Origin of the sequence: Desulfotomaculum sp., from assembly GCA_003513005.1 — a bacterium.
Taxonomy (GTDB): domain Bacteria; phylum Bacillota; class Desulfotomaculia; order Desulfotomaculales; family Nap2-2B; genus 46-80.
Genome location: DOTD01000044.1, coordinates 1 through 25,174 on the forward strand (window position 1 = coordinate 1; position 25,174 = coordinate 25,174).

General features: G+C 45.8%; 23 protein-coding genes and 1 riboswitch. Of the genes, 15 read left to right on the forward strand and 8 right to left on the reverse strand.

The features are described 5' to 3' along the window. Positions 1-499: 499 nt before the first annotated feature. The 5 genes from DEH07_05275 (at position 500) to DEH07_05295 (ending at position 3,328) form a co-directional block, all read left to right on the forward strand. Positions 500-841 carry a 50S ribosomal protein L19 gene (locus DEH07_05275; GenBank protein ID HBY03949.1) on the forward strand — a complete coding sequence of 114 codons (342 nt, stop codon included), beginning with the start codon at positions 500-502 and terminating at the stop codon, positions 839-841. A 61-nt stretch (positions 842-902) separates the two neighbouring features. Then, positions 903-1,460: a signal peptidase I gene (gene lepB, locus DEH07_05280; protein HBY03950.1), complete on the forward strand. Its 558-nt coding sequence runs from the start codon at positions 903-905 to the stop codon at positions 1,458-1,460. A gap of 8 nt (positions 1,461-1,468) precedes the next feature. Beyond that, positions 1,469-2,374 carry a ribosome biogenesis GTPase YlqF gene (ylqF, locus tag DEH07_05285; protein HBY03951.1) on the forward strand — a complete coding sequence of 302 codons (906 nt, stop codon included), beginning with the start codon at positions 1,469-1,471 and terminating at the stop codon, positions 2,372-2,374. Then, positions 2,316-2,981 (forward strand): ribonuclease HII, encoded by a 666-nt coding sequence (locus DEH07_05290; protein HBY03952.1) that lies wholly within the window; start codon positions 2,316-2,318, stop codon positions 2,979-2,981. The genes ylqF and DEH07_05290 overlap by 59 nt, the downstream gene beginning before the upstream one ends. 92 nt (positions 2,982-3,073) lie before the next feature. Next, positions 3,074-3,328, forward strand: a complete 255-nt coding sequence (locus DEH07_05295) for a twin-arginine translocase TatA/TatE family subunit (protein HBY03953.1) — start codon at positions 3,074-3,076, stop codon at positions 3,326-3,328. A 94-nt stretch (positions 3,329-3,422) separates the two neighbouring features. On the opposite strand, the gene DEH07_05300 is transcribed toward DEH07_05295, so the two are convergent. From DEH07_05300 to DEH07_05325, 6 genes are all read right to left on the reverse strand, one after another. Next, on the reverse strand, positions 3,423-4,592 hold the full coding sequence (locus DEH07_05300) for a Ni/Fe-hydrogenase cytochrome b subunit (GenBank protein HBY03954.1): 1,170 nt from the start codon (positions 4,590-4,592) through the stop codon (positions 3,423-3,425). A 28-nt stretch (positions 4,593-4,620) separates the two neighbouring features. Beyond that, on the reverse strand, positions 4,621-5,436 hold the full coding sequence (locus DEH07_05305; GenBank protein ID HBY03955.1) for a (4Fe-4S)-binding protein: 816 nt from the start codon (positions 5,434-5,436) through the stop codon (positions 4,621-4,623). Between the two features lie 13 nt (positions 5,437-5,449). Then, on the reverse strand, positions 5,450-8,518 hold the full coding sequence (fdnG, locus tag DEH07_05310; GenBank protein HBY03956.1) for a formate dehydrogenase-N subunit alpha: 3,069 nt from the start codon (positions 8,516-8,518) through the stop codon (positions 5,450-5,452). 185 nt (positions 8,519-8,703) lie between these two features. Next, complete coding sequence (gene tatC, locus DEH07_05315) at positions 8,704-9,462, reverse strand: twin-arginine translocase subunit TatC (GenBank protein HBY03957.1); 759 nt, start codon at positions 9,460-9,462, stop codon at positions 8,704-8,706. A gap of 45 nt (positions 9,463-9,507) precedes the next feature. Continuing rightward, positions 9,508-9,714, reverse strand: coding sequence for a twin-arginine translocase TatA/TatE family subunit (locus DEH07_05320; protein ID HBY03958.1), 207 nt, complete (start codon positions 9,712-9,714; stop codon positions 9,508-9,510). Positions 9,715-9,793: 79 nt separating this feature from the next. Then, positions 9,794-10,645, reverse strand: a complete 852-nt coding sequence (locus DEH07_05325; GenBank protein ID HBY03959.1) for a hypothetical protein — start codon at positions 10,643-10,645, stop codon at positions 9,794-9,796. Positions 10,646-10,809: 164 nt separating this feature from the next. Then, positions 10,810-10,927, forward strand: a riboswitch (molybdenum cofactor riboswitch). 578 nt (positions 10,928-11,505) lie between these two features. Between DEH07_05325 and DEH07_05330 the strand changes: the two genes are divergently transcribed. From DEH07_05330 to DEH07_05350, 5 genes are read left to right on the forward strand one after another with little or no spacing between them, the layout of a single operon-like run. Then, positions 11,506-12,513: an iron hydrogenase gene (locus tag DEH07_05330; GenBank protein ID HBY03960.1), complete on the forward strand. Its 1,008-nt coding sequence runs from the start codon at positions 11,506-11,508 to the stop codon at positions 12,511-12,513. Between the two features lie 19 nt (positions 12,514-12,532). Then, positions 12,533-13,981, forward strand: a complete 1,449-nt coding sequence (locus DEH07_05335) for a nickel-dependent hydrogenase large subunit (protein HBY03961.1) — start codon at positions 12,533-12,535, stop codon at positions 13,979-13,981. 12 nt (positions 13,982-13,993) lie between these two features. Beyond that, the gene (locus DEH07_05340) at positions 13,994-14,494 is read left to right on the forward strand and encodes a Ni,Fe-hydrogenase maturation factor (GenBank protein ID HBY03962.1); all 501 of its coding nucleotides are present in this window, start codon (positions 13,994-13,996) and stop codon (positions 14,492-14,494) included. Next, positions 14,487-14,900, forward strand: coding sequence for a hydrogenase nickel insertion protein HypA (gene hypA / locus DEH07_05345; protein HBY03963.1), 414 nt, complete (start codon positions 14,487-14,489; stop codon positions 14,898-14,900). The genes DEH07_05340 and hypA overlap by 8 nt, the downstream gene beginning before the upstream one ends. Positions 14,901-14,907: 7 nt before the next feature. Then, positions 14,908-15,630: an ATP-binding protein gene (locus tag DEH07_05350; protein HBY03964.1), complete on the forward strand. Its 723-nt coding sequence runs from the start codon at positions 14,908-14,910 to the stop codon at positions 15,628-15,630. Positions 15,631-15,954: 324 nt separating this feature from the next. On the opposite strand, the gene DEH07_05355 is transcribed toward DEH07_05350, so the two are convergent. Next, positions 15,955-18,159, reverse strand: coding sequence for a penicillin-binding protein 1A (locus DEH07_05355; GenBank protein ID HBY03965.1), 2,205 nt, complete (start codon positions 18,157-18,159; stop codon positions 15,955-15,957). 206 nt (positions 18,160-18,365) lie between these two features. Between DEH07_05355 and DEH07_05360 the strand changes: the two genes are divergently transcribed. Continuing rightward, complete coding sequence (locus DEH07_05360; protein HBY03966.1) at positions 18,366-19,586, forward strand: tyrosine--tRNA ligase; 1,221 nt, start codon at positions 18,366-18,368, stop codon at positions 19,584-19,586. A 222-nt stretch (positions 19,587-19,808) separates the two neighbouring features. Then, a complete protein-coding gene (gene yunB / locus DEH07_05365; GenBank protein HBY03967.1) occupies positions 19,809-20,465 on the forward strand; it encodes a sporulation protein YunB in 657 nt (218 codons plus the stop codon). 2 nt (positions 20,466-20,467) lie between these two features. Here the strand turns inward: yunB and DEH07_05370 are convergent, their stop codons facing one another. Continuing rightward, positions 20,468-21,805 carry a DUF1015 domain-containing protein gene (locus DEH07_05370; protein ID HBY03968.1) on the reverse strand — a complete coding sequence of 446 codons (1,338 nt, stop codon included), beginning with the start codon at positions 21,803-21,805 and terminating at the stop codon, positions 20,468-20,470. 303 nt (positions 21,806-22,108) lie between these two features. Here DEH07_05370 and DEH07_05375 point away from each other — a divergent pair, with 303 nt between their 5' ends. The 3 genes from DEH07_05375 (at position 22,109) to DEH07_05385 (ending at position 25,135) form a co-directional block, all read left to right on the forward strand. Next, complete coding sequence (locus DEH07_05375) at positions 22,109-22,660, forward strand: bifunctional pyr operon transcriptional regulator/uracil phosphoribosyltransferase PyrR (protein HBY03969.1); 552 nt, start codon at positions 22,109-22,111, stop codon at positions 22,658-22,660. Positions 22,661-22,910: 250 nt separating this feature from the next. After that, positions 22,911-23,834 (forward strand): aspartate carbamoyltransferase, encoded by a 924-nt coding sequence (locus DEH07_05380; protein HBY03970.1) that lies wholly within the window; start codon positions 22,911-22,913, stop codon positions 23,832-23,834. After that, on the forward strand, positions 23,834-25,135 hold the full coding sequence (locus DEH07_05385; GenBank protein HBY03971.1) for a dihydroorotase: 1,302 nt from the start codon (positions 23,834-23,836) through the stop codon (positions 25,133-25,135). The genes DEH07_05380 and DEH07_05385 overlap by 1 nt, the downstream gene beginning before the upstream one ends. Positions 25,136-25,174 lie beyond the last annotated feature (39 nt).

Below are 25,174 nucleotides of genomic sequence, written 5' to 3' on the forward strand. Positions count from 1 at the left end.
CGTTGGGATTCTGCCATCCCCATAACCGGCATATGTGCTGCGATATCCTTGTTCGGTTCCATTCAGGATTTTCGGCGATGATGCCCCTGATCTGTTCAACCTTATCTTCTGTTATTTCAGGCCTTGTCCGATATTCCATACGAATTTCCTTCCACCGCGATTTTCATAATGCAATATTCGACATCGGATGGTTGGATTCCTGCTTTTTTAAAAAATTTTAATCAAAAAAAGCGCGGCATTTATTTCTTTTGATGTTGCGTTTTCCGCGCTTTTATCCTTTTCTCTATTGAATAGGTGATGTTATTTATTTGATAAAGAACATTCTATGTCATGAATGGAAATTAAATAGGACTGTGAATAGTAACAATGGTTTAGTTTTTCTTTTGCCACACAAGGGAATTATTGCTTGCAGGGTGATAAAACCTTGTGTTATAATAATTCGTTGTTATTTTGAAGGCACAAAAAAGAGACAGACCTGGGAAAGGTGGGCTAACTAAAGGTGAATCTTCTGCAATCTTTTGAACAGGAGCAGATAAAAAAAGAGGTGCCCGGTTTTAAACCGGGGAATACAGTAAAAGTTCATGTCAGGGTAATTGAGGGCAGCAGGGAACGAATCCAGATTTTTGAAGGAGTTGTTATCAGACGCCGGGGTATGGGTTTGGGAGAAACTTTTACCGTGCGCCGGGTTTCATATGGAGTAGGGGTCGAAAGAACGTTTCCTCTTCATTCTCCTAAAATTGAAAAAATCGAAGTTATTCGAAGGGGTTTCGTAAGGCGGGCGAGATTGTATTACTTAAGGGGTCTTACAGGTAAAAATGCCCGCATACGGGAGAAAAACTAGTTAGTTCAAAAGGGGACTGCGGGACAGTCCTTTTTTTATCTTCAAATGGAAGGGTTATGTAATGGATAAGAAAAAAGACAAGCCTGCCGGCCAGGGTTCTGCAGAGGGATCTAAAAAACCTGTGATCCCCGAGATACTTGAATCTATAATAATTGCCGTTATTCTGGCTACAATAATCAGGTTGTTTTTACTGGCGCCTTTCTTTATACCTTCACAATCAATGGAACCTGCTCTTTTAGTAGGGGATAGAATAATCGTCAGTAAGATTGCATACCGTCTTGGCGAACCCCAGCGTGGGGATATTATAGTTTTTAAATACCCCCGCGATCCTCGGAAAGACTATATTAAAAGGTTGATTGGCTTTGAAGGTGAACAGGTAACGCTGAAAAACAACCGCCTTTATATAAATGGTAAGGAAACCCCTGAAAAATACCTGCCCGAGGATTTAAGTTTTTATGATTTTGGACCTGTCACAGTTCCTAACGGATGTTATCTCATGCTTGGCGACAATCGCCCAAACAGCGAGGACAGCAGGGTTTGGGGAGCGTTACCAAAAGAAAATGTCATCGGTAAAGCAGTATTGATCTACTGGCCTTTTAACAGGGCCAGGCTTTTATAATATCTAAAATGAGTGATACAAATATTAATTGGTTCCCCGGCCATATGGCCAGGGCAAAGAAAGATCTCCAAAAGAACCTCAAACTTGTGGATGCAGTTTTTGTAATGCTGGATGCACGGATACCCGCCAGCAGTAATAATCCCTCCATAACATCCCGCCTTGGTGATAAGATTGTTTATGTTCTGCTGAGCAAGGCCGATTTGGCTGACGCTCAGCATACAAAAACATGGATTAAGTGGTTTGAGGCAAATGGCATAGAAGCAATGCCGGTCGATCTGATCAGCGGGCGCGGTATGAAAGCCGTCATCAGTTCCCTGAGTTCAATATTAGAAAAAAAATTGTTATCAAAAAGAAAATCCCTCAGGCGCACATTGCCGAGATGTATGGTAGTAGGCATTCCGAATGTCGGAAAATCTATGTTTATCAATAAAATGGCAGGGAGCAAGCCGGCCCGTACCGGCCAGTATCCCGGTGTTACACGGGGCCCGCAATGGATTTCCATTAGTGACAAGCTGGAAATGCTTGATATGCCGGGAATCTTATGGCCAAAACTTGAGGACAGAGACCAGGCTATGAAACTGGCTGCCACAGGCGCAATAAAAAAAGAGGTTTTTGATCCCGGGGAAGTGTCCCAATGGCTGCTTGAATGGTTCGTTTGCAACAAACCTGATTTAATAAAAGGGCATTTTGGAATTGATGAAGTTTATCCGGGGACTGAACAACTTGCCGAACTCATCGGAAAAAAAAGGGGTTTTTTAACTGCCGGTGGCAATGTTGACGGGCTAAGGACCGCAGATCATATTTTAAAGGAATTCAAAGAAGGGAAATTAGGCCGGATTACACTGGAGACGCCAAATGAAAAAGAAAGAACCAGCCGGGCTTCAGGAAAAACCGGACAGCCTGCTCAGTTATGAAAGGGAACTCAGGTTTAAAGGCTATTCTTTTATAGCCGGTGTCGACGAGGCCGGCCGCGGCCCTTTGGCAGGCCCTGTAGTCGCTGCGGCGGTTATCCTGCCGGAGCGGATCAAGCTGTACGGGCTGGACGATTCAAAAAAAGTTCCCGCAGCAAAAAGAGAAACGCTTGCTGTTCAGATTAAAAAGGCTGCCGTAGCCTGGTCGGTGAGTTTGGCGACGGTATGTGAAATAAAGTGGATAAATATCCATTGGGCGTCTGTCCTGGCTATGAAAAGGGCGGTTGAAGGCCTTGACGCTGTTCCTGATTATATACTTATAGACGGCAGGACATATATTAAAGAGTTGCAGATTCCCCAGCAGGTTCTTGTCGGCGGTGACGGGTCAAGCGCTTCTATAGCGGCGGCGTCAATACTGGCAAAGGTCACCCGTGACCACCTCATGCAGGTTTACCACCAAATTTATCCGGAATATGGCTTTAACAAAAATAAAGGTTACCCAACCCCTGCGCATCTGAAGATATTATCTTCCCTGGGCCCGGCGCCAATCCACAGGACAGGATTTGCCCCTGTTAAAGAAGCACTGAAAGCCGTTGCTGAAATAATTTAGCGGATGCAGGAATTTTGGCCTTCTGCAACGAACTATATCATGTTAGATATGATTTGTTTGTTCTTTCGGAAAATGACATAAGGGGTGGTTTTATGTTTAACAGCCTGGGCATGCCTGAACTTATCTTAATTTTGGTGCTGGCTTTGATTATTTTCGGACCGCGAAAACTTCCTGAAGTCGGGAGGTCCCTGGGCAAGACACTGAATGAGTTTCGCAGGGCTACGGTTTCAAGTTTTAGCGAAGTTACAGAAGTCACAGATGGAATAAAAGAAGAGGTTGCAGAGGTTACAAATGGAATAAAAGAAGAAGTTAAAAAGGATATATTAACAGTTAAGGAAGTCAATTAAAAGAGCCGAACCATAGAAAATTAATAAAGAATTAATAAAAAAAGCAGGACGCCTTTTTTAGGCGTCCTGCTTTTTTTATTGCTTTTGCGAAAGACTAACCGGCTATACTCTTTTGTGCTCCCGCTGCGTGAGATACTGTGTGTTCTTCCTTGGGAAGAATGCCAAAGTTCTCAGCTATGAAGCAGTAAGCCAGGACCAGGAAGCTCCAGAAACCAAGAGTAATCAGCCATTCCCAGATGCCCGGGAAATAGCTTCCGCCTGCGGCCTGGGCCATGCCGGTAAAGTTGACATTGGCACGGTTAAAGACCACACCGGCGACCACCAAAAACGATGCTACGGCAACTCCCTGCTGAGATTTTCTGATGGAGGGAATCGCGTACATTATAATCGGTATGATTATCCCGCCGATCATTTCGAGAAGGAACATGTTGCTTTCGAAAGATCCGTTGAAGGCAAGGGAGAAAACGCCGCGGGTGTTTAGATCAATTATCTTTACAATCAGGTAAACGATCATCATCCACATTGTAACCTTCACAAGGCTCTGGTAAACCTCTGTTTCAGGCTGTCTCCCGTATGCCCTCGCAGCCAGTGAGCCTTCAAAGGTAACCATTGCCGGCCCAAGGAAAAAGGCTGACCAGACAAAGAAGAACGGGATAATCATTGACCACCATAAGGGATTAAGCTTGTCTACCGCTACCACGAAGAGCGAACCCAGCGACGATTGATGCAGGGTAGGCAGGATAATTCCTAAAATCAGCAAAAAGGGCATTGCTTTTTCGAGGATGCCTTTCAGAGGACGGGACCTTACCCTTTCAAAGAAAATATCTCCGAACTCAAGGACTTGAACTAGCGTGTATAAAGCAATGCACCAGAATACTTCGAACAAAACAGAATGGTATCCCCAGTAAAAGAAGGGGCGCCAGCAGTTATGCCACCTTCCGATGTCAAACAGAAGGCTGACCAGGGCGATTATGTAGCCCAGCATGGAGGTTACAAGCGCTGCGCGGGCAATCGGCGCATATTTTTCTCTGTGCAGGACATGGACGATCAGCGCAGTGCTGAAGCCGCCGCCGGCTAGTGCGATTCCGCAGAGCAAATCAAAGCCGATCCACAATCCCCACGGCCAGTCGTCATTTAAATTAGTTACCGCGCCAAGTCCGAGGACAAAACGGAAGATTGCCGCAACAACCATAATTGCCACTAAAGCCATTAAAATATATCTTGTGGTTGTGAGCCGGAATGTCCACTTTCCAAAACGCCAGATTTTATAATTCACCTAAACGAGCACCTCCTTATTCCTCGTCTTGGACAGGCGCATACATTTCTTCCTCATGATGAACTTCGGCCCGTCTTTTGTTATAAGTATATAATGCAGTCAGGATTGCTCCCCAGCCCACAAAAATCCAGGGAGTCCACTTGAGGATATCCCATGAATATAGAGGAATCGGTTTTTCGGAAACATTTGTTTTAAAGCCAAGTTCCTCAAAGGGAACGTCGGAGATATACATCCAGGAAGTGCCCCCGTATTCTTTTTCTCCATAAACATGTTTAATGTAGTTGGGGTTACTGTCAATTCTTTGATGAGCCTCGGCAAGTATTTCTTCTCTTTCTCCAAATTGCAGGGCGCCGGTCGGGCATGTCGTCACACAGGCGGGCTTATCCCCTTCCTTCATACGGTCGTAACAGAACCGGCACTTGCGGACAAAGGGAAATGCTTTGTCCCATTCAAACTTCGGCACTGAAAACGGACAGGCGATCATGCAGTAGCGGCAGCCGACGCAGTAATCCTGGTTTAGTTCGGTTGGCTTGTAAATTACCGCGCCTTCTTTTGTCTTCACAAAAGAATGGGTAAAACATGCTGATTCACAGGCCGGCTCGTCGCAATGCATGCACTGAGTCTTGACGAACCGCCATTTTAACTGGCCCTCTTTTTCAATCAGGTGGTAGCCTACCCGCGTCCAATTGGTGGCAGTTAAATCCGGGGGATTATCCCAATTGTTATTAAAACCAGTCGGCGTGGCGGGCAAATCATTCCATGATTTGCAGGCGACCTGACAGCTTCTGCAGCCAATGCAGCGGGAAACATCCACTAGGACACCTTTGGGCATTTTTACACCTCCATTATGCCTTCTTTTTTATATTGCAGAGGAAGGCTTTATATTCCGGGATATTTGTATTTGGATCGCCGACACAGGGTGTTAAATCGTTAGCTGTGGCTCCGGGAGCCAGACCAGCATAACCCCAGTGCCAGGGAAGACCAATAATCTCAACTATGCCGCCGTTTACTTTCATTGGTTGTATAATAGGCAGGACATTGGCCTTGCATTCGATTTCACCTCGGGCGCTGCTTACAACAACAGTATCACCCGCGTTGATGCCGAGCTGTTTAGACAGTTGCGGAGAGATAGTGGCAAACATTTCAGGCATCAGTTCTACCAGCCAGGGGCTGTTTCTGGTCACGGCGCCGCTCTGATAATGTTCGATCAACCGGTGTGTTGTAGCAATGTAGGGGAATTCCTTACTGCCTGTTTCGGCCAACTTGCTGAAGTTCCCCTTGCGTTTGGTAGCTAAAGGATTGCTTTGCTGTTTGCTGATCAGGTTCTTGACAGGGCTTTCCACCGGCTCATAATGCACGGTTAAAGGACCATCCTTCATTCCTGAAGAGAACAGTTTTCCAACGCCTTCAGGGACCATGATGAACGGCGCCTTGGCGGTTTTCTCCGGCGGTACCGGCTCTTTAGTTTTCGCGTCCTTGGCGCCGAAATCAGGCACATCGTTGGTTACCCACTTAGCGCCGTCCCATTGAACCAGCATTCTTTTCGGATCCCAGGGCTGGCCTGCCGGGTCGCATGAACAGCGGTTATAAACGATGCGCCGATTTAAAGGCCAGGCAAAGGACCACTTAGGATAAAGCCCCAGGCCGCTTTTATCCGTATCAATTCTTCTTTTGCAGGCAGGTACTTTGGCATCGGGGTCTTCGAACCAATAACCGGCAAAAATCCATACTCCGCAGGCGGTAGCGCCGTCATCAGTTAATTTGGCAAACGAGTCCAGAGTAACTCCGTCAGCTATGGTATATCCGTTTATTTCTTTGCCAATTTTGTCGAGATCGGGCTCATCCATTCCGGCGGTGTCATAATTCCAGACCATTTTCATAATCGGATCTGTAAAAACACCTCCGGACTTGTATTCATTACGGATTGCTTTAAAAAGACGATCGGCGATCCAGAGGTCGCTTTCAGCTTCGCCGGGAGGGTCGACAGCCTTCCAGCGGAACTGGATCCATCGTCCGCTGTTTGATACCGTACCTTCTTTTTCGAAAGACATAGCTGCCGGCAGCATAAAGACTTCCGTTTTAATGTCGGCGGGGTTTACACCGGGGCGTTTCCAGAAAGTTGCCGTTTCTGTCGGGAACAGATCAACGGAAACCATCCAGTCCAGCTTCTCCATGGCCTTACGTCCGGCCGAAGCAAGCGGCCCGCCTACAGCAGGGTTCTGTCCCCAGGCAAAAAAGCCCTTGATTACTCCTTCGTCCATTTTTTCGAAGATAGCCATGTGTGAATGGTCTTTGCCGTCTAATTTGGGCAGCCAGTCGTAGCGGAAATCATTTTCTTTGGCGGCTTCCTCGCCGTACCAGGCTTTCAGCATGCTGATCAAAAACTTGGGCTTATTGGACCAGTAGCTTGTCTTTGGTGTTTCTACTTTTATATACTCTTCAAGAGTGGGATGTTTGGGCGCAACGGGGCAGTTAAGATAGCCGGGTATATAGTGATATAACATGGCCATATCTGTTGAACCCTGCACGTTTGATTCGCCGCGCTGTGCGTTTACCCCGCCCCCGGCGATTCCTATATTGCCGAGCAGCAGCTGGACCATGGCCGTCCCCCGGACATTCTGGCCGCCGTAGCTGTGCTGGGTAATCCCCATGGCATAGATCAAATTGCCTGCCTTATCCCGTTTTCCGGTGGCGCCATATGCGTCGTATGCTTCACGCAGAAGGCTTTCCGGAGCGCCGGTTATTTGGCTGACCGTGTTTAAGTCATAACGGGACATATGCTGCTTCAAAATCTGGAATACACACCTAGGGTCCTGCAAAGTCGGGTCTTTTTTGATCTCGTCTCCGTCTTTCTGATAGTCCCATTTTTTGCTGTCATAAGTAAATTTACCGTCTTTAACCTCCGCTCCCGAGAAAAGCCCTTCTTCATAAGCATAGTCAGGGCTGACCAGGCAGGAAGCGTTGGTATAATTTAAAACATAGTCGTAGAAGAAAAGGTTGTTTTCAATAACATAGTTCATCATGCCGTTGAGGAAAGCTATGTCTGTCCCCGGACGTATACGCACATGGATATCCGCCTTGGAAGCGGTTTTCGTATACCTTGGGTCAACGACGATGACCTTTGCTCCCTTTGATTTTGCCATGCCTATCCAGCGCATCGATTGGGGGTGGTTTTCAGCGACGTTGGCGCCGATGATTAAAAAGGCGTCAGCGTTTCTGTAATCAATGAAATGATTCGTCATCACGCCTCTGCCGAAAGAGTTGGCCAGACCGGCCACTGTTGAGGAGTGTCACAGACGGGCGTGATGGTCCAGGTTAATTACCCCAAGCGCACGGTGTATTTTATGGAGCAGATAATTCTCTTCGTTGTCTAAAGAAGCGCTGCCCAGATGGGCGATGGTTTCAGTACAGTTGATTGTAACCCCTTTATCATCTTTAAATTTAAAGCTTGCATCACGGGTTTTTTTAACCCTCTTGGCGATTTCCGAAAAGGCCCAATCCCAATCTTTTACCTCCCAATCACTGCTTCCCGGCGCCCGGTAAAGCACTTCCGTTACCCGGTTCTTATTGGGAACACGTTTATCGATTTTTTCTACGACAGTGTGGGTGTCCGAAATACCAGCTCCCTTGGGGCATAAGGAACCAAGATTGATAGGATGATCCGGATCGCCTTCGATATGGGTTATCTGATTGTCTTCCGAATAAATAATGATACCGCATCCGCAGCCGCAATAGGCGCAGATGGTCGGTGTTTCTTTGGCTCTTTTTATTTTTGAAGGGGGAACATCAAAACTGGGATGTTCCCCGCCGCTTGCAATAGCCGGGACGGCTGCCGCTCCTTCAAACAAAGCTGTACCGGCTGTGCCTATTCCTAGATACTTTAAAAAATCACGACGGCTAAGATCTTTTTTCATTTTATTTAATCATTAAACCTCCTTTAACCAAGATTTCTTAAAAGCTTTTTATGATATAAGCATTCCTCCTTAATGATTTTTCTGCATTAGTCGTCAGCAATCTTTCGGCTTTAACGCAAAAGAAAAATTATTGCGGTTTACTTTTTAGTCTACTCGTAATGCTGACTGCTTATTTAAATTAACAATCAACTGGCGGCAGATTGTGCGCCAGTAAGCTCATCCAACTCTTCGGCACGTTTCCTCCGGGCGATGCCCCTTTCGACCAGGCGGACGATCCAGATGCTCACTTCATAAAGAAAATAAAGGGGCCCGCTGACCAGCAAACAGGTTATCATATCCGGTGTCGGGGTAATTACAGCAGCAATAACAATAATTGCCAGGAAGGCATAACGCCTGTTCCTGGCTAATAACTTGTAACTGATCAGTTCCAGTTTGGCCAGGAAAAAGGCTACCAGGGGCATCTCAAAGATAATCCCGAAAGGCAGCAAAAAAGTAATTGTAAAAGAAATATATTTGTCGATTGTCAGCATCGGCAACAATGAAGGACCGGCAAAACGCAGAAGAAACATTATGCCGTAGCGGTATACTCCAAAGAATCCAAAGACTACACCGCCCCAAAAACAGATAAAAGATACCAGGACGCTTAAGGTAAAATAAACTTTCTCATGTTTCCTTAAGGCCGGCATGATAAAGCTCCAGATCTGCCAGAGGATAATCGGCAGGGCAGCCAGGAAACCGGCAAAAAAAGATACTTTAATTTTTACAAAAAAAGCTTCCGTAACGCCTGTAAAGATAACCCGGTGGCCCAGTTTAGTCAGGGGGTCAAGAAGAAAGGCCAAAATCCGGTCACTGAAAAAATAAGCAGCCACAGCCAGTACAGTCGTTGCTACGAGAGAAACTATGATTACCCGGCGGAGCTCCTCCAGGTGTTCCATAACAGGCATTTCACCATGCTTTTCGGCCAAATCAACCACTTTCCCTTTGAATGATTAACCTTTTGTCGCCTTGACCGCCTGAGAACCTTCTTTGTCAGCGACTGCTTCCAGATTTTCTTCGATTACTTCCTTTGAGGAACGTCTGAATTCCTTAATAGTTTTACCGATTGCCTTCCCAACCTCGGGTAATTTGCCGGGGCCGAAAATAATCAGGGCGAGAGCGACTACCAAAATTAGTTCAGGGGCTCCAATATGCGGCATTTTTGTTTACCTTCCTTTCAGTAATTTCAATATCAATAACTTTAATGCTTACTATTCTGCGCAGCAGAAAATATTCCTGCTAGCCGGTTTCGTTTTGCTTCAAGTCAGATAATGGCAGCTCAGGTTGAATATTTATATAGCCTTCGCGTAAAGCCAGAATATCCAAATAGACCGTATTAATGTCTTCCCAAAAGAGGTCCGCTGTGCCTTCCATTTTTCTCTCGTCAATTGTTTTTATATACCCGGAACAATTTTCACAATAATAAATGCGGTATTTTTCTTCTCCTTCGGCTCTTAAAAATTGCGATTCCGGATTTGCGCAGTAAGGACAGCCAATGCGTTGAAAACGCCATTTAACTTCGCATAATCCGCAATATAAATACCTTCTGCCGACCTCCTTTTCTAACAAAGATAAACTGGGCCGGCCTCCACAAACAGGGCATGAACCTTTCATCCATTCTTCAAGGTCATATACCGGCGAAGCTATCTTTCCAAACTGCCGCATTAGAGGTTTAACCGTATGAGTTATCAAAAAACCAAATGTTTCAGACGAGACATCATTTTTGAGAAGAGCAAGCAAGTTTACCCCGGGCTTGAATACATTGTCGACAAACAATTCCCTCTCAGATATTTCTACAGGAAGAGCCGATAATATCTGCCGGCATTCATTTTTCAGGTACGGATAATGGTCAATAATGATTTCACTAACCTTTTCTAAAAGAATAAAGAAGTAACTGGCATTCACCTGTGGTGAGCAGATATTCAGGAGCGGGATTTTGTTTTCCTGTCCGTAACTGATCATTTGGGGCCCGGGCGGGGCAAAAATAATACTTTCCTCAGGAAGTAATAGCTGGGATAATTTGCTATAGAAGTCAACAAGTACCTGCGGTGTTATATTGCTGTTCATGTTTTTTTCTCCCCCTATTCTCATAAAATAACTTCGCTAACTTACGACAAATTCCTGCTAATGAATGTCCTTAAATATATTTTGTTAGCTGTTATGTGTAATTTATTTTTCAAATTAGCAGGATTTTATCCGGAAATGTATAATTATCTTGTATAATTATCTTACTTAGATTATCTTACTTAGATTATAATACGTTAGTTCTCCGAGCCTGATTACCTGCGGCAATAGCTATGGTCTTCAGGCCGCTGGGTATATCCGGAAACAGGTATGCCTCCCGTTATGGAAAGGGGAATATGTGTAAGTTTAAAGTCTTTTTGTGGCTTTTAACTGACATGTCTTCTTTCGGGCATGGCAGTTTTTTAATCTTTCCAGAATCTATTTTTTAAAGCAAGTATTATTATGTCAATTTTCGATAGATTTATGGCATTGTTCACAAACACATAGTCGGCACAGGCACTATGAGGAAAGTGATATAAAGTTTAGCCGCTGCTATATTATTCCCGGGCTTGATAAACTGGAGCAGTAAGCCACGGTTATCAGGCGAGTGGGTATACCTTGGAACTGGTTCACCTTCCATTATGGAAAGTGATACGAAAGTCAAGGTTTCTTTAGGCCGTTACTGTCATACATATGGCAGTTTTAGTAAAACCTCCTTTAACCCTTAACAACTGAATAGTATGATGAGGTTTGTTAAACGCGGGATTAGAGAGATAACCGGGCCTATGATGGTTAATTTTCTAAAAAAGCGTTTGCGGGCTTCAATAGTTTAAGGAAGAACCGAAAAGGCAGCTGCCTTTTCGTGTGTTTTTCTTGCAAAGCCTTTCTAGAAGGTTTTATTATTAATTATAAAATGTTCAAAAATCTTAAGCAAAGGAGGAGAGAAATTGGGACTGACCAGACGTGAATTTGTCAAACTATGTATGAGTTCTACCATGGGCGCCTACCTCTTAAGCGTATTAGGGCCAGATTTTGGAAATCAGCTTGCTTTTGCAGCCGACGAAAAGCCTGTTGTGATCTGGCTGCAGGGCGCGAGCTGCACCGGTTGTTCTATCTCTTTACTGAACAGTGTTGACCCCCCGATAGAAACAGTACTGCTGGATGTGATCAGTTTAAAGTATCACCCCAATTTAATGGCCGCTTCCGGACACCTCTGTGGTGAACTTTTAGAGGAAGTAGCGCGCAATTACAAAGACAGGTTCTTCCTTGTCATTGAGGGAGCGATTCCGACTAAGGATAACGGAATTTATTGTACAATCGCGGAAAATAAAAATATTGAATTGACAATGCTTCAGGCTGTAAACATACTTGGAAATGCCGCGATAGCCGTAATAGCGGCAGGCAACTGCGCCGCTTTCGGAGGTATTCCGGGAGCCGCTCCGAATCCTACCGGATGCGTAGCCGTTAATAAAGTTGTTACTAAAAAACCTGTAATCAATATTTCATGCTGCCCCATGCCTCCCGAACATTTTCTGGGCACTGTGGTTTACGTCCTGACCACAAACCAGGTTCCGGAACTGGACAGGCTCGGGCGGCCGAAAATGTTTTATCCGAAACCTATTCACGAAGAGTGTTGGCGCCGTCAATATTTCGACAAGGGGCAATTTGCCAATTACCCGGGTGAAGAAGGCTGCCTTGCCATGCTGGGCTGCAAGGGTTTCTGGGCTATGGCCGACTGCAACAAGAGGGGCTGGAACAACAACGTCAACTGGTGTATCAAAGCGGGCGCTCCCTGCCAGGCATGCTCTGAGCCGCTTTTCCCGGATGAGACGGAGCCATTTTATGGTTTGTTCCCGGTGACGAACAAAGAAAAAGTATCTTATAACCCGGTTGTGCCGGGGCAAACGGATTATGACTTTAGTGCTTCCAGAAAAAGTAAGCCTGAAACAGAATGACAGGAGGTGAAAAAATAAAGTGGCCCAAAAGGTTATTATTGATCCGGTAACCAGGATCGAAGGACATCTTAAAATAGAAGTTGATGTTGAACACGGCAAAGTAACTGACGCCAGGTCAAGCGGCACATTATTCAGAGGTCTTGAGATAATATTAAAAGGCCGTGATCCCCGCGACGCCTGTCACATAATGCAGCGTATCTGCGGTGTCTGCCCTATCGCTCATGGAACAGCATCCATGTTCTGTCTTGATGACGCTTTCGGCGTCCAGCCGCCCACCAACGGACGGATTCTTCGTAATCTAATCCAGGGCGCAAACTATATACAGTCGCATATTTTACATTTTTACCACCTGGCTGCACTGGATTATGTTCTTGGTCCGGATACAGCGCCGTTTATACCACGTTTCAAAGGTGATTACCGTTTGCCGAAGCCGGTTAATGATATGGCTGTAGGACATTACATTCAAGCGCTGACTATTCGCAAGAAAGCCCATGAGATGGGCGCTATTTTCGGCGCTAAGATGCCTCATGTAACAGTTTTTACGGCAGGCGGTGTTACCGAAAACGTAACAGCTGAAAAGATTGCCCTGTATAAACAATATCTCGCCGAGATGACTTCTTTCATAGACAACGTTTATGTACCGGATGTTCTCGCAGTAGCTAACGTATATGCCGATGAATGGTTCAGTATTGGCAAAGGTTGCTCAAACATGCTTTGCTATGGTTTGTTCAAAGAAAGCGATAAGGCTGATCCTGACGGGCAGAAGATGTTCTTAAAACGAGCCCGCTATACAAAAGGTCAGTTTGGTTCAGTCGACGCAAAAAAGATAACGGAACATGTAAAGTATTCCTGGTATAATGACAGCACAACGGGAAGATATCCGGGCACCGGCGCCACGGTTCCTGAACCAAGGAAGGAAAGCGGCTATTCATGGCTGAAGGCCCCGAGGTACGATGGACTGCCGCACGAAGTCGGGCCGCTGGCCAGGCTTTGGGCTAACCAGCATAAAGACGTTGTCGCACTGGGTGAGGAGAAAGCCTTTTCAGTTCTGGGCAGGCATGCTGCGCGTGCCCTGGAAACTTCCGCTATTGCCCATGCCATACCTGCGTGGCTTGAGCAGCTTGTACCGGGCCAGCCGGCCTTCGCGCCTTTTGATATTCCCAAAGAGGGCTCCGGTATGGGTCTTCACGAAGCTCCGCGCGGCGCCCTTGGACACTGGATTACAATTAAAGATTATAAAATTGATAACTACCAGGCGATTGTTCCGACTACCTGGAACGGCGGACCGCGTGATGACAATGGACAAAGGGGCCCGATTGAAGAAGCTTTAGTAGGCTGTCCGGTAAAAGATCCGGAGAATCCGATCGAACTGGTCCGGGTTGTCCGCGCCTTTGACCCCTGCATTGCCTGTGCGGTGCATGTCCTGGAAATAAAAGGGGATTGTGAGGCAAAGAGATTTATCATTTAAAGGAACTAGAAAATGCCTGAAAACGGAAAAAAGCTCGTTGTAATCGGGATTGGAAATTTTCTGCAGGGCGATGAAGGAGTGGGCGTACACGCTGTAGATGAACTGTCCAAAGAAAATTTAGATCCCAGGGTTGAGATTATAGACGGCGGCGCCGCCGGTTTCGACCTGTTATTCCTTCTGGAGGACGCTGATTTTGCAATTATAATTGATTGCATGGAAGCTCGTCTTGAACCGGGAACTATTTTCCGTTTAACAGCAGAAGAATTATTTTTAAGTGCAAAGACAGATACTATGCGTAATAAACTCTCTTTGCACGAAACATATTTACCGGAAGTATTGTTGGCGGCAAAAGAGCTGAACAAGTTGCCGCCAACAATTATTTTTGGAATACAGCCTAAAGAGATAACTATAAGCTGCAGCCTGTCTGCCCCGGTGCAGAAGGCTTTGCCCAAACTGTTCAGGGCTGTGAAAAAAGAAATATCAGAATTGTTGGGTTGTGATAAGCATGCATGAGTGGGCGCTTGCTGAGGCTGTAATCGTGGCAGCCCATCAAGAAGCTGAAAAACAAAATATCAAACAAATTACGAAAGTTCAGGTCAAAATTGGAGAACTGCAGCAGATTGATCTGGATATTTTTAAATTTGCCCTGGAAAACATAAAAGAGATTTATGACGACCTGTCTTTGGATGCGGATGTTATTGATCTGGAGGTTGAGTCAAGCACATTGAAATGCAAGGTGTGCGGGAAAGAATGGGAGTTTCGGGATTTATCTCATTTAAAGGAAGACGAGAATGAGGCAATCCATTTTATTCCTGAGACCGCCCATGTCTTTATGCGCTGCCCCGGATGCGGAACACCTGATTTTGAAATAGTAAAAGGCAGAGGCGTTTGGATTCAGTCTATCGAAGGGGTGCTGTAACCAGAGTATGGATCCAAGATTAAGCGTTATCGACAGAAGGTTGGAAAAGGTAGAAAATATTATTGCCGTATCGGGAGGGAAGGGCGGTATCGGTAAAAGTATTGTTGCCGCTGCTTCAGCCCTTATTCTTGCAGAAAACGGGCGCAGGGTCGGCCTGCTGGATCTTGATTTTTGCGGGCCCTGCGCCCATATCATCCTGGGAACTGACAATATATACCCGGAGGAAGAAAAAGGCATTGTACCTCCGAAGGTGAACGGGATTAATTTTATGTCGATTACTTCTTTTACAGCCGGCTCCCCCTGGGCTTTACGCGGAAGCGAGGTATCCAATGCTATTACAGAACTGCTGGCCATAACGCAATGGGGCATGCTTGATTACCTGTTTGTGGATATGCCGCCCGGTCTTGGAGATCCCGCCCTTGACGCGATCAGGCTGATTAAAAGGATGAAATACCTGCTTGTCGCCGCACCTTCCAAAGTTGCCCTGGACGTCATGAAAAAAGAGCTTCAGGTGCTTAAGGAACTGGATATGAAAATTATCGGCATACTGGAGAACATGAAAAGAAAAGAAAGCGAATCTTTAAGGAACAAATTGGAGGACTTAGAAGTTCCTTTCCTCGGTTCTTTGGATTATGACGCTCATCTTGAAGAAGCCATCGGCAACGTGCCGGAACTGCTTAAAACGGGATTTGCGCGACAACTGCGGGAAGCTGTTGAAAGATTTATATAGTACTTTACCGCGTATATTTTCGATCCTGACGGGTATAATCAAGCCGAAAGGATCGTTTTTTTATAGGAGGTCTGTTTATAGTGAACTGTCCGGTTTGCGGAGGCAGGGCGAGCGGTAAGGTTGGTGTAGAACAGTATTACTGCTGGGATTGTTGCGTTGAATACCGTTTATGCAAAGAAGGCGTCCAGATTTACGAAATATCTGAAGACGGAAGTTTAATGTCTTTTGATAATTTCAACGAGGGTGTTCTTTGAGTTTGCAAATTCTAAAAGGTGTCGGCAAAACTGCCGGGGACATAACCAGGTAGCCTTTTAAAGAAGCCGGTTATTGATCAAATAAAAAAGGCGGATCCTGCTCAAACCCAGGTTGTATAGACGGGGTTTCCAATCCCGGCCTGTGTTCAGTACAGACCTTCTCCGGCGCCCGTATCAGGTGGTCAGCAACTTTATCCGCAACTTGATCCGGAATTGAGTAGGGCAACTTAATCATAATCTTGGCTATTCTGTCCGGACAGTATTCACTGGCCAGCAAGCCTGTTTGAGCGCATATCTCCACAAGGACATGTGTGTTGTCCACTTCAGTAGGAACGGTCCCATTGACAAAAAGATCTGTTGTCATATCCTCTGATGGTGTATTGGGACCGGGTAAAAGGCCTGATTTATTATCGACGGTGGCTGTTACTATTCCCGCAGGCTGACGAAAGCCGGTTGCGGGAATATTTTTTAAGGCCTCCTGCATAATTTGCCTCCAGATAAGCGCCGGGTAACGCCCGCCAAATTCCTGGGGCATTGGCTTGTTAGAGTCGTAGCCAATCCAGACCGCTCCGGCCAGGCTGGGTGTATACCCGACAAACCAGAGATCCTTGCCCTCGTCGGTTGTTCCCGTTTTTCCAGCCGCCGGCCGGTTTAAACGTGCATTTGTTCCCGTGCCATGATCTACAACGTCCTTGAGCATGCTGGTAATTAAAAAGGCGGTTGTGGGTTTCATGGCCAGTTGGGGGTCTGATTTATACTCTTTTAAGACTTTACCTTCCTGGTCTTCTACTTTCAGGATAGCTGTCGGCTCAATATAAAAACCGCCATTGGCAAATGCGGCGTAAGCGGTGGCCATTTGCAGGGGTGTTACTCCTTTGTGCAGCCCGCCAAGGGCCATACTCGCGCCATTATTAGGATCTACAGTAATACCCAGACCTTTGGCAAAATTTACTGCGTTGGAAATTCCGACATGATCGACAAGTGTTTTCACAGCGGGAATGTTTATCGAGCGTGTAACCGCTGTTCGCATAGTAATCAAGCCAAGGTAAACGCCGTCATAGTTATGCGGTGTGTATGAGCCGTAGCTTACCGGAATATCGTCGATTACCGAGGCGGGTCCCATTCCTTTTATCTCTATGGCAGGGGCGTAATTGATAATCGGTTTAAAGGAGGATCCCGGCTGACGGCGCGCCATTGTTGCTCTGTCAAACTGCAGTTGGTGGGTATGCTCACGGCCGCCGACCAATGCCCTGATGTAGCCGGTTTGAGGATCAATAAACACGGCCGCTCCTTCGGGCTGCAATATATTTTGCGAATCGCGCCAGGAAGCGGGGAAGTTCTTCAAACTGGCCAGGGCTGTCTCAGCCGCCTGCTGCGCCTGCCTGTCCATGGTTGTGTATACCTGCAACCCGCCTTTATAAACAGTATCTTCGCCGAAGTCTTCGATCAGCTGTTTGGTTACAAAATCAATGAAGTAGGGGTACGGGTAAAGATTTTTTTTTAAACCTTCTTCTATGTTCAGAGATTCTTTTTCAGCTTCGTCAGCCTGGTCCTTGGTAATAAAACCGTACTTCAACATGGTGTCCAGGACAACGTCGCGCCTGGCAGTTGCCTTTTCAGGTAATGAATAATAATTGGGAGCTTTTAGTAAGCCGGCAAGAAAAGCTGACTGTGAGAGGGTTAATTGATCAACATTTTTGTTGAAGTACGTGCGGGCTGCGGATTGTATTCCGTATGCCCCGTTGCCGAAATAAACTTTATTTAAATACATTTCCAGGATTTCCCCCTTGGAATAGCGGCGCTCAACCATTAAAGAAAGGATTGCTTCCTGGATTTTTCTTTTTACTTTTTTCTCAGGGTTTAAAAATGAAAGTTTGACCAACTGCTGGGTTATCGTACTCGCGCCCTGCTCCATATTGCCGCCTGTTAAGTCATGCCAGAGCGCACGGGCAATTCCCCGTAAATCAACTCCATGATGGCTTTTAAAGCGCACATCTTCGATTGCGATAAACGCGTCCTGAGTGGAAACGGGGATATCTTTGATTTTAACTATTTCACGGTTTTCCTCACCTATCCTGGCGAATAAATTGCCGTCCTGATCATAGTAGGAACTTGCCGCGCTGGAGTATAGTTTGTTTTCATCCAATGCGGGCAAATCCATGATACTCGTTGTCAGAAGAAAAAGACCGCCGCTAAGCGAAACTAAAAAAGCTATTAAAACAATAAGAAAGACTAACCGCTTGGGGTTGAGCCGCTTTTTACGTTTCTTGGGCAATTTCTATCCTCCTCGTATTCTTCAAAACATTATAACATATTTGTTGTCTTTTGCTTAATGATTAATTTTGACAAAATTCTGGCAAGCGCTTTAATAAAAGGATCTTCTTAAAAAACTTGACTGGCTTTGTTCATCAATAATACAATTAAGCACAAATATACAAATATTAAGACTCAACATGTTTTTTGGAAAGGGGAAGCAAGGTTTTGCAAAGCTTCAAAGAACAGATGGAGGTAATTAGAAGGGGTACTGCGGAGATTATTCCGGAGGATGATCTGATTAAAAAACTGGAACGCTCAGTTAAAACGGGAAAACCCCTGTGTGTAAAATTGGGCTTAGATCCGACGGCGCCGGATATTCACCTCGGTCATACCGTAGTGCTTCAGAAAGTGCGGCAATTTCAGGAACTGGGACATGAGATAAAGATTATCCTCGGTGATTTTACGGCGCGAATCGGCGATCCGACAGGAAAGTCTGAAACCCGGCAGCAGTTAACCGAGAGTGAGGTAAAAGCTAACTTAAGCACATATGAAAAACAAATCTTTAAAGTTCTGGATCCTGCCCGAACCAAGCTTTTTTTAAACAGTCAGTGGCTGTCGCCCTTAACCTTCCAGGAGGTAATTGAACTGGCTGCAAAATATACAATCGCCAGAATGCTTGAACGGGAAGACTTCAACAGGCGCTTCAAAGAGGGTCTGCCGGTTGGCGTCCACGAGTTTTTTTATCCTCTCATGCAGGGTTATGACTCTGTGGTTTTAAAAGCCGATATTGAAATAGGCGGAACAGACCAGAAATTTAACCTTTTAATGGGGAGGACTCTTCAAAAAGAATATGGGATGGAACCTCAGGTGGCCTTAATGATGCCTATTCTGGAAGGTCTGGACGGAGTTCAGAAAATGAGCAAAAGCCTGGGCAACTATATTGGGATTGATGAGATACCCCGTGAGATATACGGTAAAACAATGTCAATACCCGACGAACTGATCATGCGTTACTTTGAGTTGGTAACACCCTTGGGATTAAAGGAGTTGTCCGAAATATCCGCTGATCTCAAGAGCGGTAAACTTCACCCCAGAGACGCCAAGATGAGACTTGCCTATGAAATAGTATCTTTCTATCATGATGAATATTCTGCAAAGCAGGCTGAGGAAGAATTTAAAAAAGTATTCCAACAAAGAGAACTCCCTGATCAGATCCCCGTCTACGAGATAAAAGCAGATATTTTGCAGGATGGTTCGATTTGGCTGCCAAGGTTAATGGTCCTGCTGGAGATGGCGGCAAGCACGAGCGAGGGGAGGCGCCTGATAACTCAGGGCGCCGTTAAGATAAACGGGATCAGGATTGAGGAACCGGCTTATTTACTTGTTCCGCAGGACAATATGATTGTTCAATGCGGAAAAAGAAAATTTAGCAAACTAAAAGTTTAAATCTATCAAACCAGTTAATTTTTAGAAAATGAAATCATATATTACATAACATAGTGGCTGTTTGATTGATTGACATTATCGCCCTTTAAACTTTGGCATCAAGACTGCTTTTCCTATCAATTTTGGAGAGCTTTACTGAATATGTGCCTTTTCATCCTATTGGTGAATTTTCATCCCGCTTGCTGGCATTCCGGCTTGTTTTCGGGAGTGAGGTGAAAACCATTGTTTAAGAGGCGGCGGCCTTTTCTACTGTTTCTACAGTGGTTATTACCCCTTGTGCTTCTTATAGTTGTTTTTTTCTGGTTTGATCATCTGATGCGCATAACAATACTCAAGATTGCCGAAATAAGAGCAACCCAACTGGCAACAGAGGCCATCAACCGTACAGTTCAGGAGGAAGTCTGGGATAACAATCTTCAGTATCAGGATTTTGTCCAGGTTCAGAAGGATGATCAGGGGCGGATTGTCTTTATGCAAGCCAATACTGTAAGAGTTACCAAAATGGCTGCCGACGTTGTCCTGACTGTCAACCGCACACTTCAAAATTTAAAAGGCCAGACTATTTCTGTCCCACTGGGACAGATTACGGGTCTTTACCTTTTTTCTTCTCTGGGGCCAAGAATAAGGGTAACCATAATTCCTGCAGGAACGGTAGAGGTTAATGTTGATGATAAATTCGAACCTGCCGGAATAAATCAAACACGTCATAAAATCTGGTTAAATTTTAAAACCAAGGTAAAAGTGGTTATCCCATCCATGTACGCCGAAGCGGGGATCGCCACAAGCGTTCCACTAGCCGAAAGTATTATCGTCGGTGAGGTCCCCAGCACCTTTGTAAATATTCAAGGCAGCCTGTTCGGCGGCGGAATCACCCGGTAAGGCTATAACAAATTGATTACCAGGCCCGTGATAATCTTGGGATAAAAATAGGTTGATTTTTGAGGCAGCTTTTCACCATTAAGAGCCACAAAGGTTATTTCTTCAATAAGAGTAGGGTTCAAAAAGAAAGCAAACTGATAGTTTCCAGCGTCTACTATGGACAGCAGGTCATCTTCATTCCTGTTATAATGAACATGGTTTTCATCAGTCCACTTATCTTCCCCGACAGCCAGCAATTTCTTAAATATAAAATAATGAAGGAGCGATACATCCATCTTTTGCCAGACCGGAGAATGACCTGCGGGCGCATAAGAGGGCAGGGAGATTGCTTCCTTCAGTGTAAGCAGATACAAACCGCCATTCCCCGTATAAAGTCCTATTATACTTCTGTGCTGAGTTGTTTCGCAAATTTTATCCGGTTTTAACCTGCTTTTAAGTGCGCTCATAAAAATATTTAAATTTTCATGGCCTTCGCCCAGGGGGAAGATTTCCAGCTCAAAATAATCACTTAACAGATCAAATAACTTTTCAGATTCAATATTGTTCCGGACAAGACGGTGAGTGGGGAGTATGACCAGCCCGGGATCATTTATATTGACCAGGCTCATCATTACAAAATCGTAACTGTACTCTTCAAGCGGCGCTTTCTCCTGTTCCCTGCGCCAGTCACGGTAAGCTAAAGCGGTTTCATAACGGTGATGGCCATCGGCAATGAAAATGCGCTGGCCGGCCATAAACCTCTGGACCTGAGAGATGACGTCATTGTCGGTAACGGTCCATAAGCTGTGGTGATGGTTATCTTCATCCGTGAAGCTAATATCCGGATCTCGCTGCGTCTGGTCACAGGTTATTTTTTCTATAGTCCTGTCCGGATCGACATACAGACCGAAAATAGGGCTGAAATTAGCCTGGCAGGCCTGCATTAATGACAGCCGATCGGCCTTGTGCTTCGGTATCGTTTCCTCGTGCGGGATAATTATGCCTTTTTCGTAAGGTTCTAATTTAACACTGCAGATAAAACTGTTGCGGGTTCTTTCGCGGCCTTCATGGTTAAATCTTTCCTGGCAGAGATATATAGCAGGCGAATTTTCTTTCTTTAAAATACCTTCTTTAAGCCAGCTGGAAAATACCGCGGCTGCGCGGGTATGCCGGTTATCCTCCTCTGTATCAGAAGAATAAGATTTTCCATATTCAAGGCGGATAATATTATTGGGATGCAGTTGATAGAAATATTCCTGTTTCTTTTCGTTGATAACATCGTAAGGCGGTGTTATCAGGAGGTTCATTGCTCCCGCACCCGTGCTATAACGAATTCCTTTAAAGGGTATTACAGTTGCCATGAAATACCTCCGGGGATTTTAATACTTACATGATATTTTAGTATAACTAACCAGCTAAGTCCAGTGGTTTGGAGCAAAAAGAAAAGGAAAACATTGTCTTTCTCTCCAGTTCTGAATAACCATCGGACGTTTCGAAAGCAAGGTATTGACATAAAGGGCGGTTTTTGATAAACTTTTTAAAACTTATAATCCTTTAAGACGGTCCGGTGAGGCCGGCAAGGGAGATAAAACGTGTGCGGTTAAAGCTATGCCTGCTCGCCGGAAGATGAGCGGGCATTTTTAATTGTAAGGGAGTTTTAAAACATGTCGGACAAGATGCGTCAAAAAGCGCAGATTCTGGATAAAGAGGGTATTCGGCGGGCTCTGGTCAGGATTGCGCATGAAATAATTGAAAGAAACAAAGGGACAGAAAAAATAGCCTTAATAGGTATCCAGCGCAGGGGGGTTCCGCTGGCAAACCGGTTAAGCGGTTACATAAGGGAAATAGAAAATAAGGAAATCCCTGTCGGAGTACTTGATATAACCTTGTACAGGGACGATTTGACCACTTTAGCCCATCAGCCTATTTTACGCCGCACGGAGGTCCCGTTTCCGGTTAAGAATCAAAAAATTGTCCTCGTTGATGACGTCATCTATACCGGACGAACAATCAGGGCTGCTATGGATGCAATAATGGATCTCGGCAGGCCGAATATAATCCAACTGGCTGTACTTGTTGACCGCGGCCACCGTGAACTGCCGATTCGCGCTGATTACATAGGCAAAAGCACTCCCACATCCAGCAAAGAAATAGTCGCCGTGCGTTTACAGGAAATAGACGGACAGGAAGGTGTCTTCATCCTGGGTGAGGGATGACATACATGCCGCTTAAAGCAGCCCCATTAGAAGGATGAAAATTTATCAATACAAGGGAGGCCAATGCCTTAAGTGCGATTTTGAGCCTTAATTCAAAGAACGAGTGAACCCGAGGATAAGCGAGGGAACTGTTTGAGGCATATGCGCCGAGTTTGACCGAGCCCGAGGGTGAACGAGTTCGTACAAGCATAAGAGGCGAACATGAGCACATAGGCAGTTGACCTCCCTGATGCAAGGTTGGGAGAGGACCATGGTTCAAAAGAAAAACCTGATCGGGCTTGAGCATATAGATGCGCATGAAATAGAACTGATCCTTGATACTGCGGTTGCAATGAAGGAAATAGTCTCCCGTCCGGTCAGAAAAGTGCCGACTTTGCGCGGACGTACAATTACCAACCTGTTTTACGAACCAAGTACGCGGACACGGACCTCTTTTGAGCTGGCCGCCAAGTTTTTAAACGCTGACGTAATCAACATTTCCTCATCGGCCAGCAGCGTGGTTAAGGGGGAGAGCCTGAAAGATACAGTCCGCACTATAGAAGCCATGGGTACGGACGTCGTGATTATCCGGCATCCGATGGCAGGCGCCGCAAATTTGCTGACCGGATGGATAGAGGCCTCAGTTGTTAACGCAGGTGACGGCGCTCATGAACATCCGACCCAGGGACTTCTGGATCTGTTTACTGTCAGGGAAAAGAAGGGTGTCCTTAACGGTCTGAAAATAGTTATTGTAGGGGACATATTGCACAGCCGTGTGGCGAGATCCGACATCTGGGGATTTTTAAAAATGGGCGCCAGTGTATCGGTCTGCGGTCCCGCCACCATGATGCCGGTTGGTGTAGAACGGACAGGCGCCGCTGTTTCCTGCAGTATTGATGAAGCGATAAAGGATGCGGATGTAATTATTATGCTCCGGATCCAACTGGAAAGGCAGAAGGCCGGACTGTTTCCCAGCCTCAGGGAATATGCGCGTCTTTTTGGCTTAAACAGCGAAAGGCTTTCCCTGGCTAAAAGGGATGCTCTGGTAATGCATCCGGGTCCCATGAACAGGGGAATAGAAATATCCGGTGAAGTCGCCGACAGCCTTCAATCTGTAATTAATGAACAGGTAACCAACGGGGTGGCGGTTAGGATGGCTGTCTTATACCTGCTTGCAGGAGGGGGTGATGCTTAATGAAGCTGCTGATCAAAAGAGGGACCCTAATCAGTCCGGATCAAAAGAAGATATTCAGCGCGGATGTTTTGATTGCAGACGGAAAGATTGCTGTACTAGGCAACAACCTTGAAACGGACGGGGCGGTTATTATAGATGCGGACGGAAAACTAGTCCTGCCCGGCCTGATTGATCTTCATGCGCATTTAAGAGAACCGGGTTTTGAAGACAGTGAAACAATTGCTGCCGGAACAATGGCTGCAGCCAGGGGAGGTTTCACAAGTTTAGCCTGTATGCCCAATACAAATCCGGTTGCCGATAACAGTTCGGTAATTAATTATATTTTAAACAAAGCCCGCCAGGAGGGGAGAGTTAATGTTTTCCCGATTGGCGCCATCACGGTTGGCAGTAAGGGCGAAGAGCTTGCCGAAATGGCTGGTTTAAAAGAAGCGGGAGCAGTTGCTTTTTCGGATGACGGCAGGTGTGTTTCCAATGCTGTGATAATGTTCAGAGCTATGCAGTACGCCAGGATGATCGATATGCCGGTCATCGCTCATTGTGAGGATACCAGCCTGTCGGCCCAGGGGTCGATGCATGAAGGTTATTATTCCACTTTACTGGGCTTGAAGGGTATCCCTGCGGCAGCCGAGGAAGTAATTATTGCCCGTGATCTTATACTGGCAAAAGAAACAGGGTGCCGTCTGCATATAGCCCATGTAAGCACGGCGGGTTCGGTTCAGTTAATCCGCCAGGCTAAGGCTTGGGGGCTGAAGGTTACTGCAGAGGCGACACCGCACCATTTTACACTGACTGACCGGGAGGTTACCGGGTATAACACCAACACTAAAGTAAATCCTCCCTTAAGAACGCAAGAGGATTTAGATGCAGTCAGGCAGGGATTGCGCGACGGTACAATTGACGTCATAGCCACTGACCATGCTCCGCATGCGCGGGAAAAGAAGGAAGTGGAATATGAAAATGCTCCATTCGGGATTTCAGGGCTGGAAACTGCCGTAGGGCTTGTTTGGACGGAACTTGTCAATACAGGAATTCTTTCTCCTCTCGATGCAGTTGAAAAAATGACGATAAATCCCGCACGCATCCTGGGTATTTCTAAAGGGGTACTGGCTGAGGGCGCGGATGCTGATCTTACGGTTATCGATCCCGCCCGGACGGAAAAGGTGGACCCGGCAAGGTTCGTCAGCAAGGGGCGCAATACACCATTCGCCGGCAGAACGCTTACCGGCATTCCCGTACTAACTATCGTTGGAGGAAAAATCGTCTTTGAATATGCCGGGCGCGTATTCAGTAAAACCACCTAAAGGTTTATTATGAAAAGTTTTTATAAGATATTTGTAATC

Bases quoted from the DNA above. Each gene is read 5' to 3' on its own strand.
- DEH07_05370 (HBY03968.1), bottom strand. From the start codon at position 21,805: ATGGCAACTGTAATACCCTTTAAAGGAATTCGTTATAGCACGGGTGCG.
- DEH07_05385 (HBY03971.1), top strand. From the start codon at position 23,834: ATGAAGCTGCTGATCAAAAGAGGGACCCTAATCAGTCCGGATCAAAAG.
- ylqF (HBY03951.1), top strand. From the start codon at position 1,469: ATGAGTGATACAAATATTAATTGGTTCCCCGGCCATATGGCCAGGGCA.
- DEH07_05350 (HBY03964.1), top strand. From the start codon at position 14,908: ATGGATCCAAGATTAAGCGTTATCGACAGAAGGTTGGAAAAGGTAGAA.
- DEH07_05305 (HBY03955.1), bottom strand. From the start codon at position 5,436: ATGCCCAAAGGTGTCCTAGTGGATGTTTCCCGCTGCATTGGCTGCAGA.
- DEH07_05320 (HBY03958.1), bottom strand. From the start codon at position 9,714: ATGCCGCATATTGGAGCCCCTGAACTAATTTTGGTAGTCGCTCTCGCC.
- DEH07_05340 (HBY03962.1), top strand. From the start codon at position 13,994: ATGCCTGAAAACGGAAAAAAGCTCGTTGTAATCGGGATTGGAAATTTT.
- DEH07_05380 (HBY03970.1), top strand. From the start codon at position 22,911: ATGGTTCAAAAGAAAAACCTGATCGGGCTTGAGCATATAGATGCGCAT.
- DEH07_05295 (HBY03953.1), top strand. From the start codon at position 3,074: ATGTTTAACAGCCTGGGCATGCCTGAACTTATCTTAATTTTGGTGCTG.
- lepB (HBY03950.1), top strand. From the start codon at position 903: ATGGATAAGAAAAAAGACAAGCCTGCCGGCCAGGGTTCTGCAGAGGGA.
- tatC (HBY03957.1), bottom strand. From the start codon at position 9,462: ATGCCTGTTATGGAACACCTGGAGGAGCTCCGCCGGGTAATCATAGTT.
- DEH07_05375 (HBY03969.1), top strand. From the start codon at position 22,109: ATGTCGGACAAGATGCGTCAAAAAGCGCAGATTCTGGATAAAGAGGGT.
- DEH07_05290 (HBY03952.1), top strand. From the start codon at position 2,316: ATGAAAAAGAAAGAACCAGCCGGGCTTCAGGAAAAACCGGACAGCCTG.
- hypA (HBY03963.1), top strand. From the start codon at position 14,487: ATGCATGAGTGGGCGCTTGCTGAGGCTGTAATCGTGGCAGCCCATCAA.
- DEH07_05325 (HBY03959.1), bottom strand. From the start codon at position 10,645: ATGAGAATAGGGGGAGAAAAAAACATGAACAGCAATATAACACCGCAG.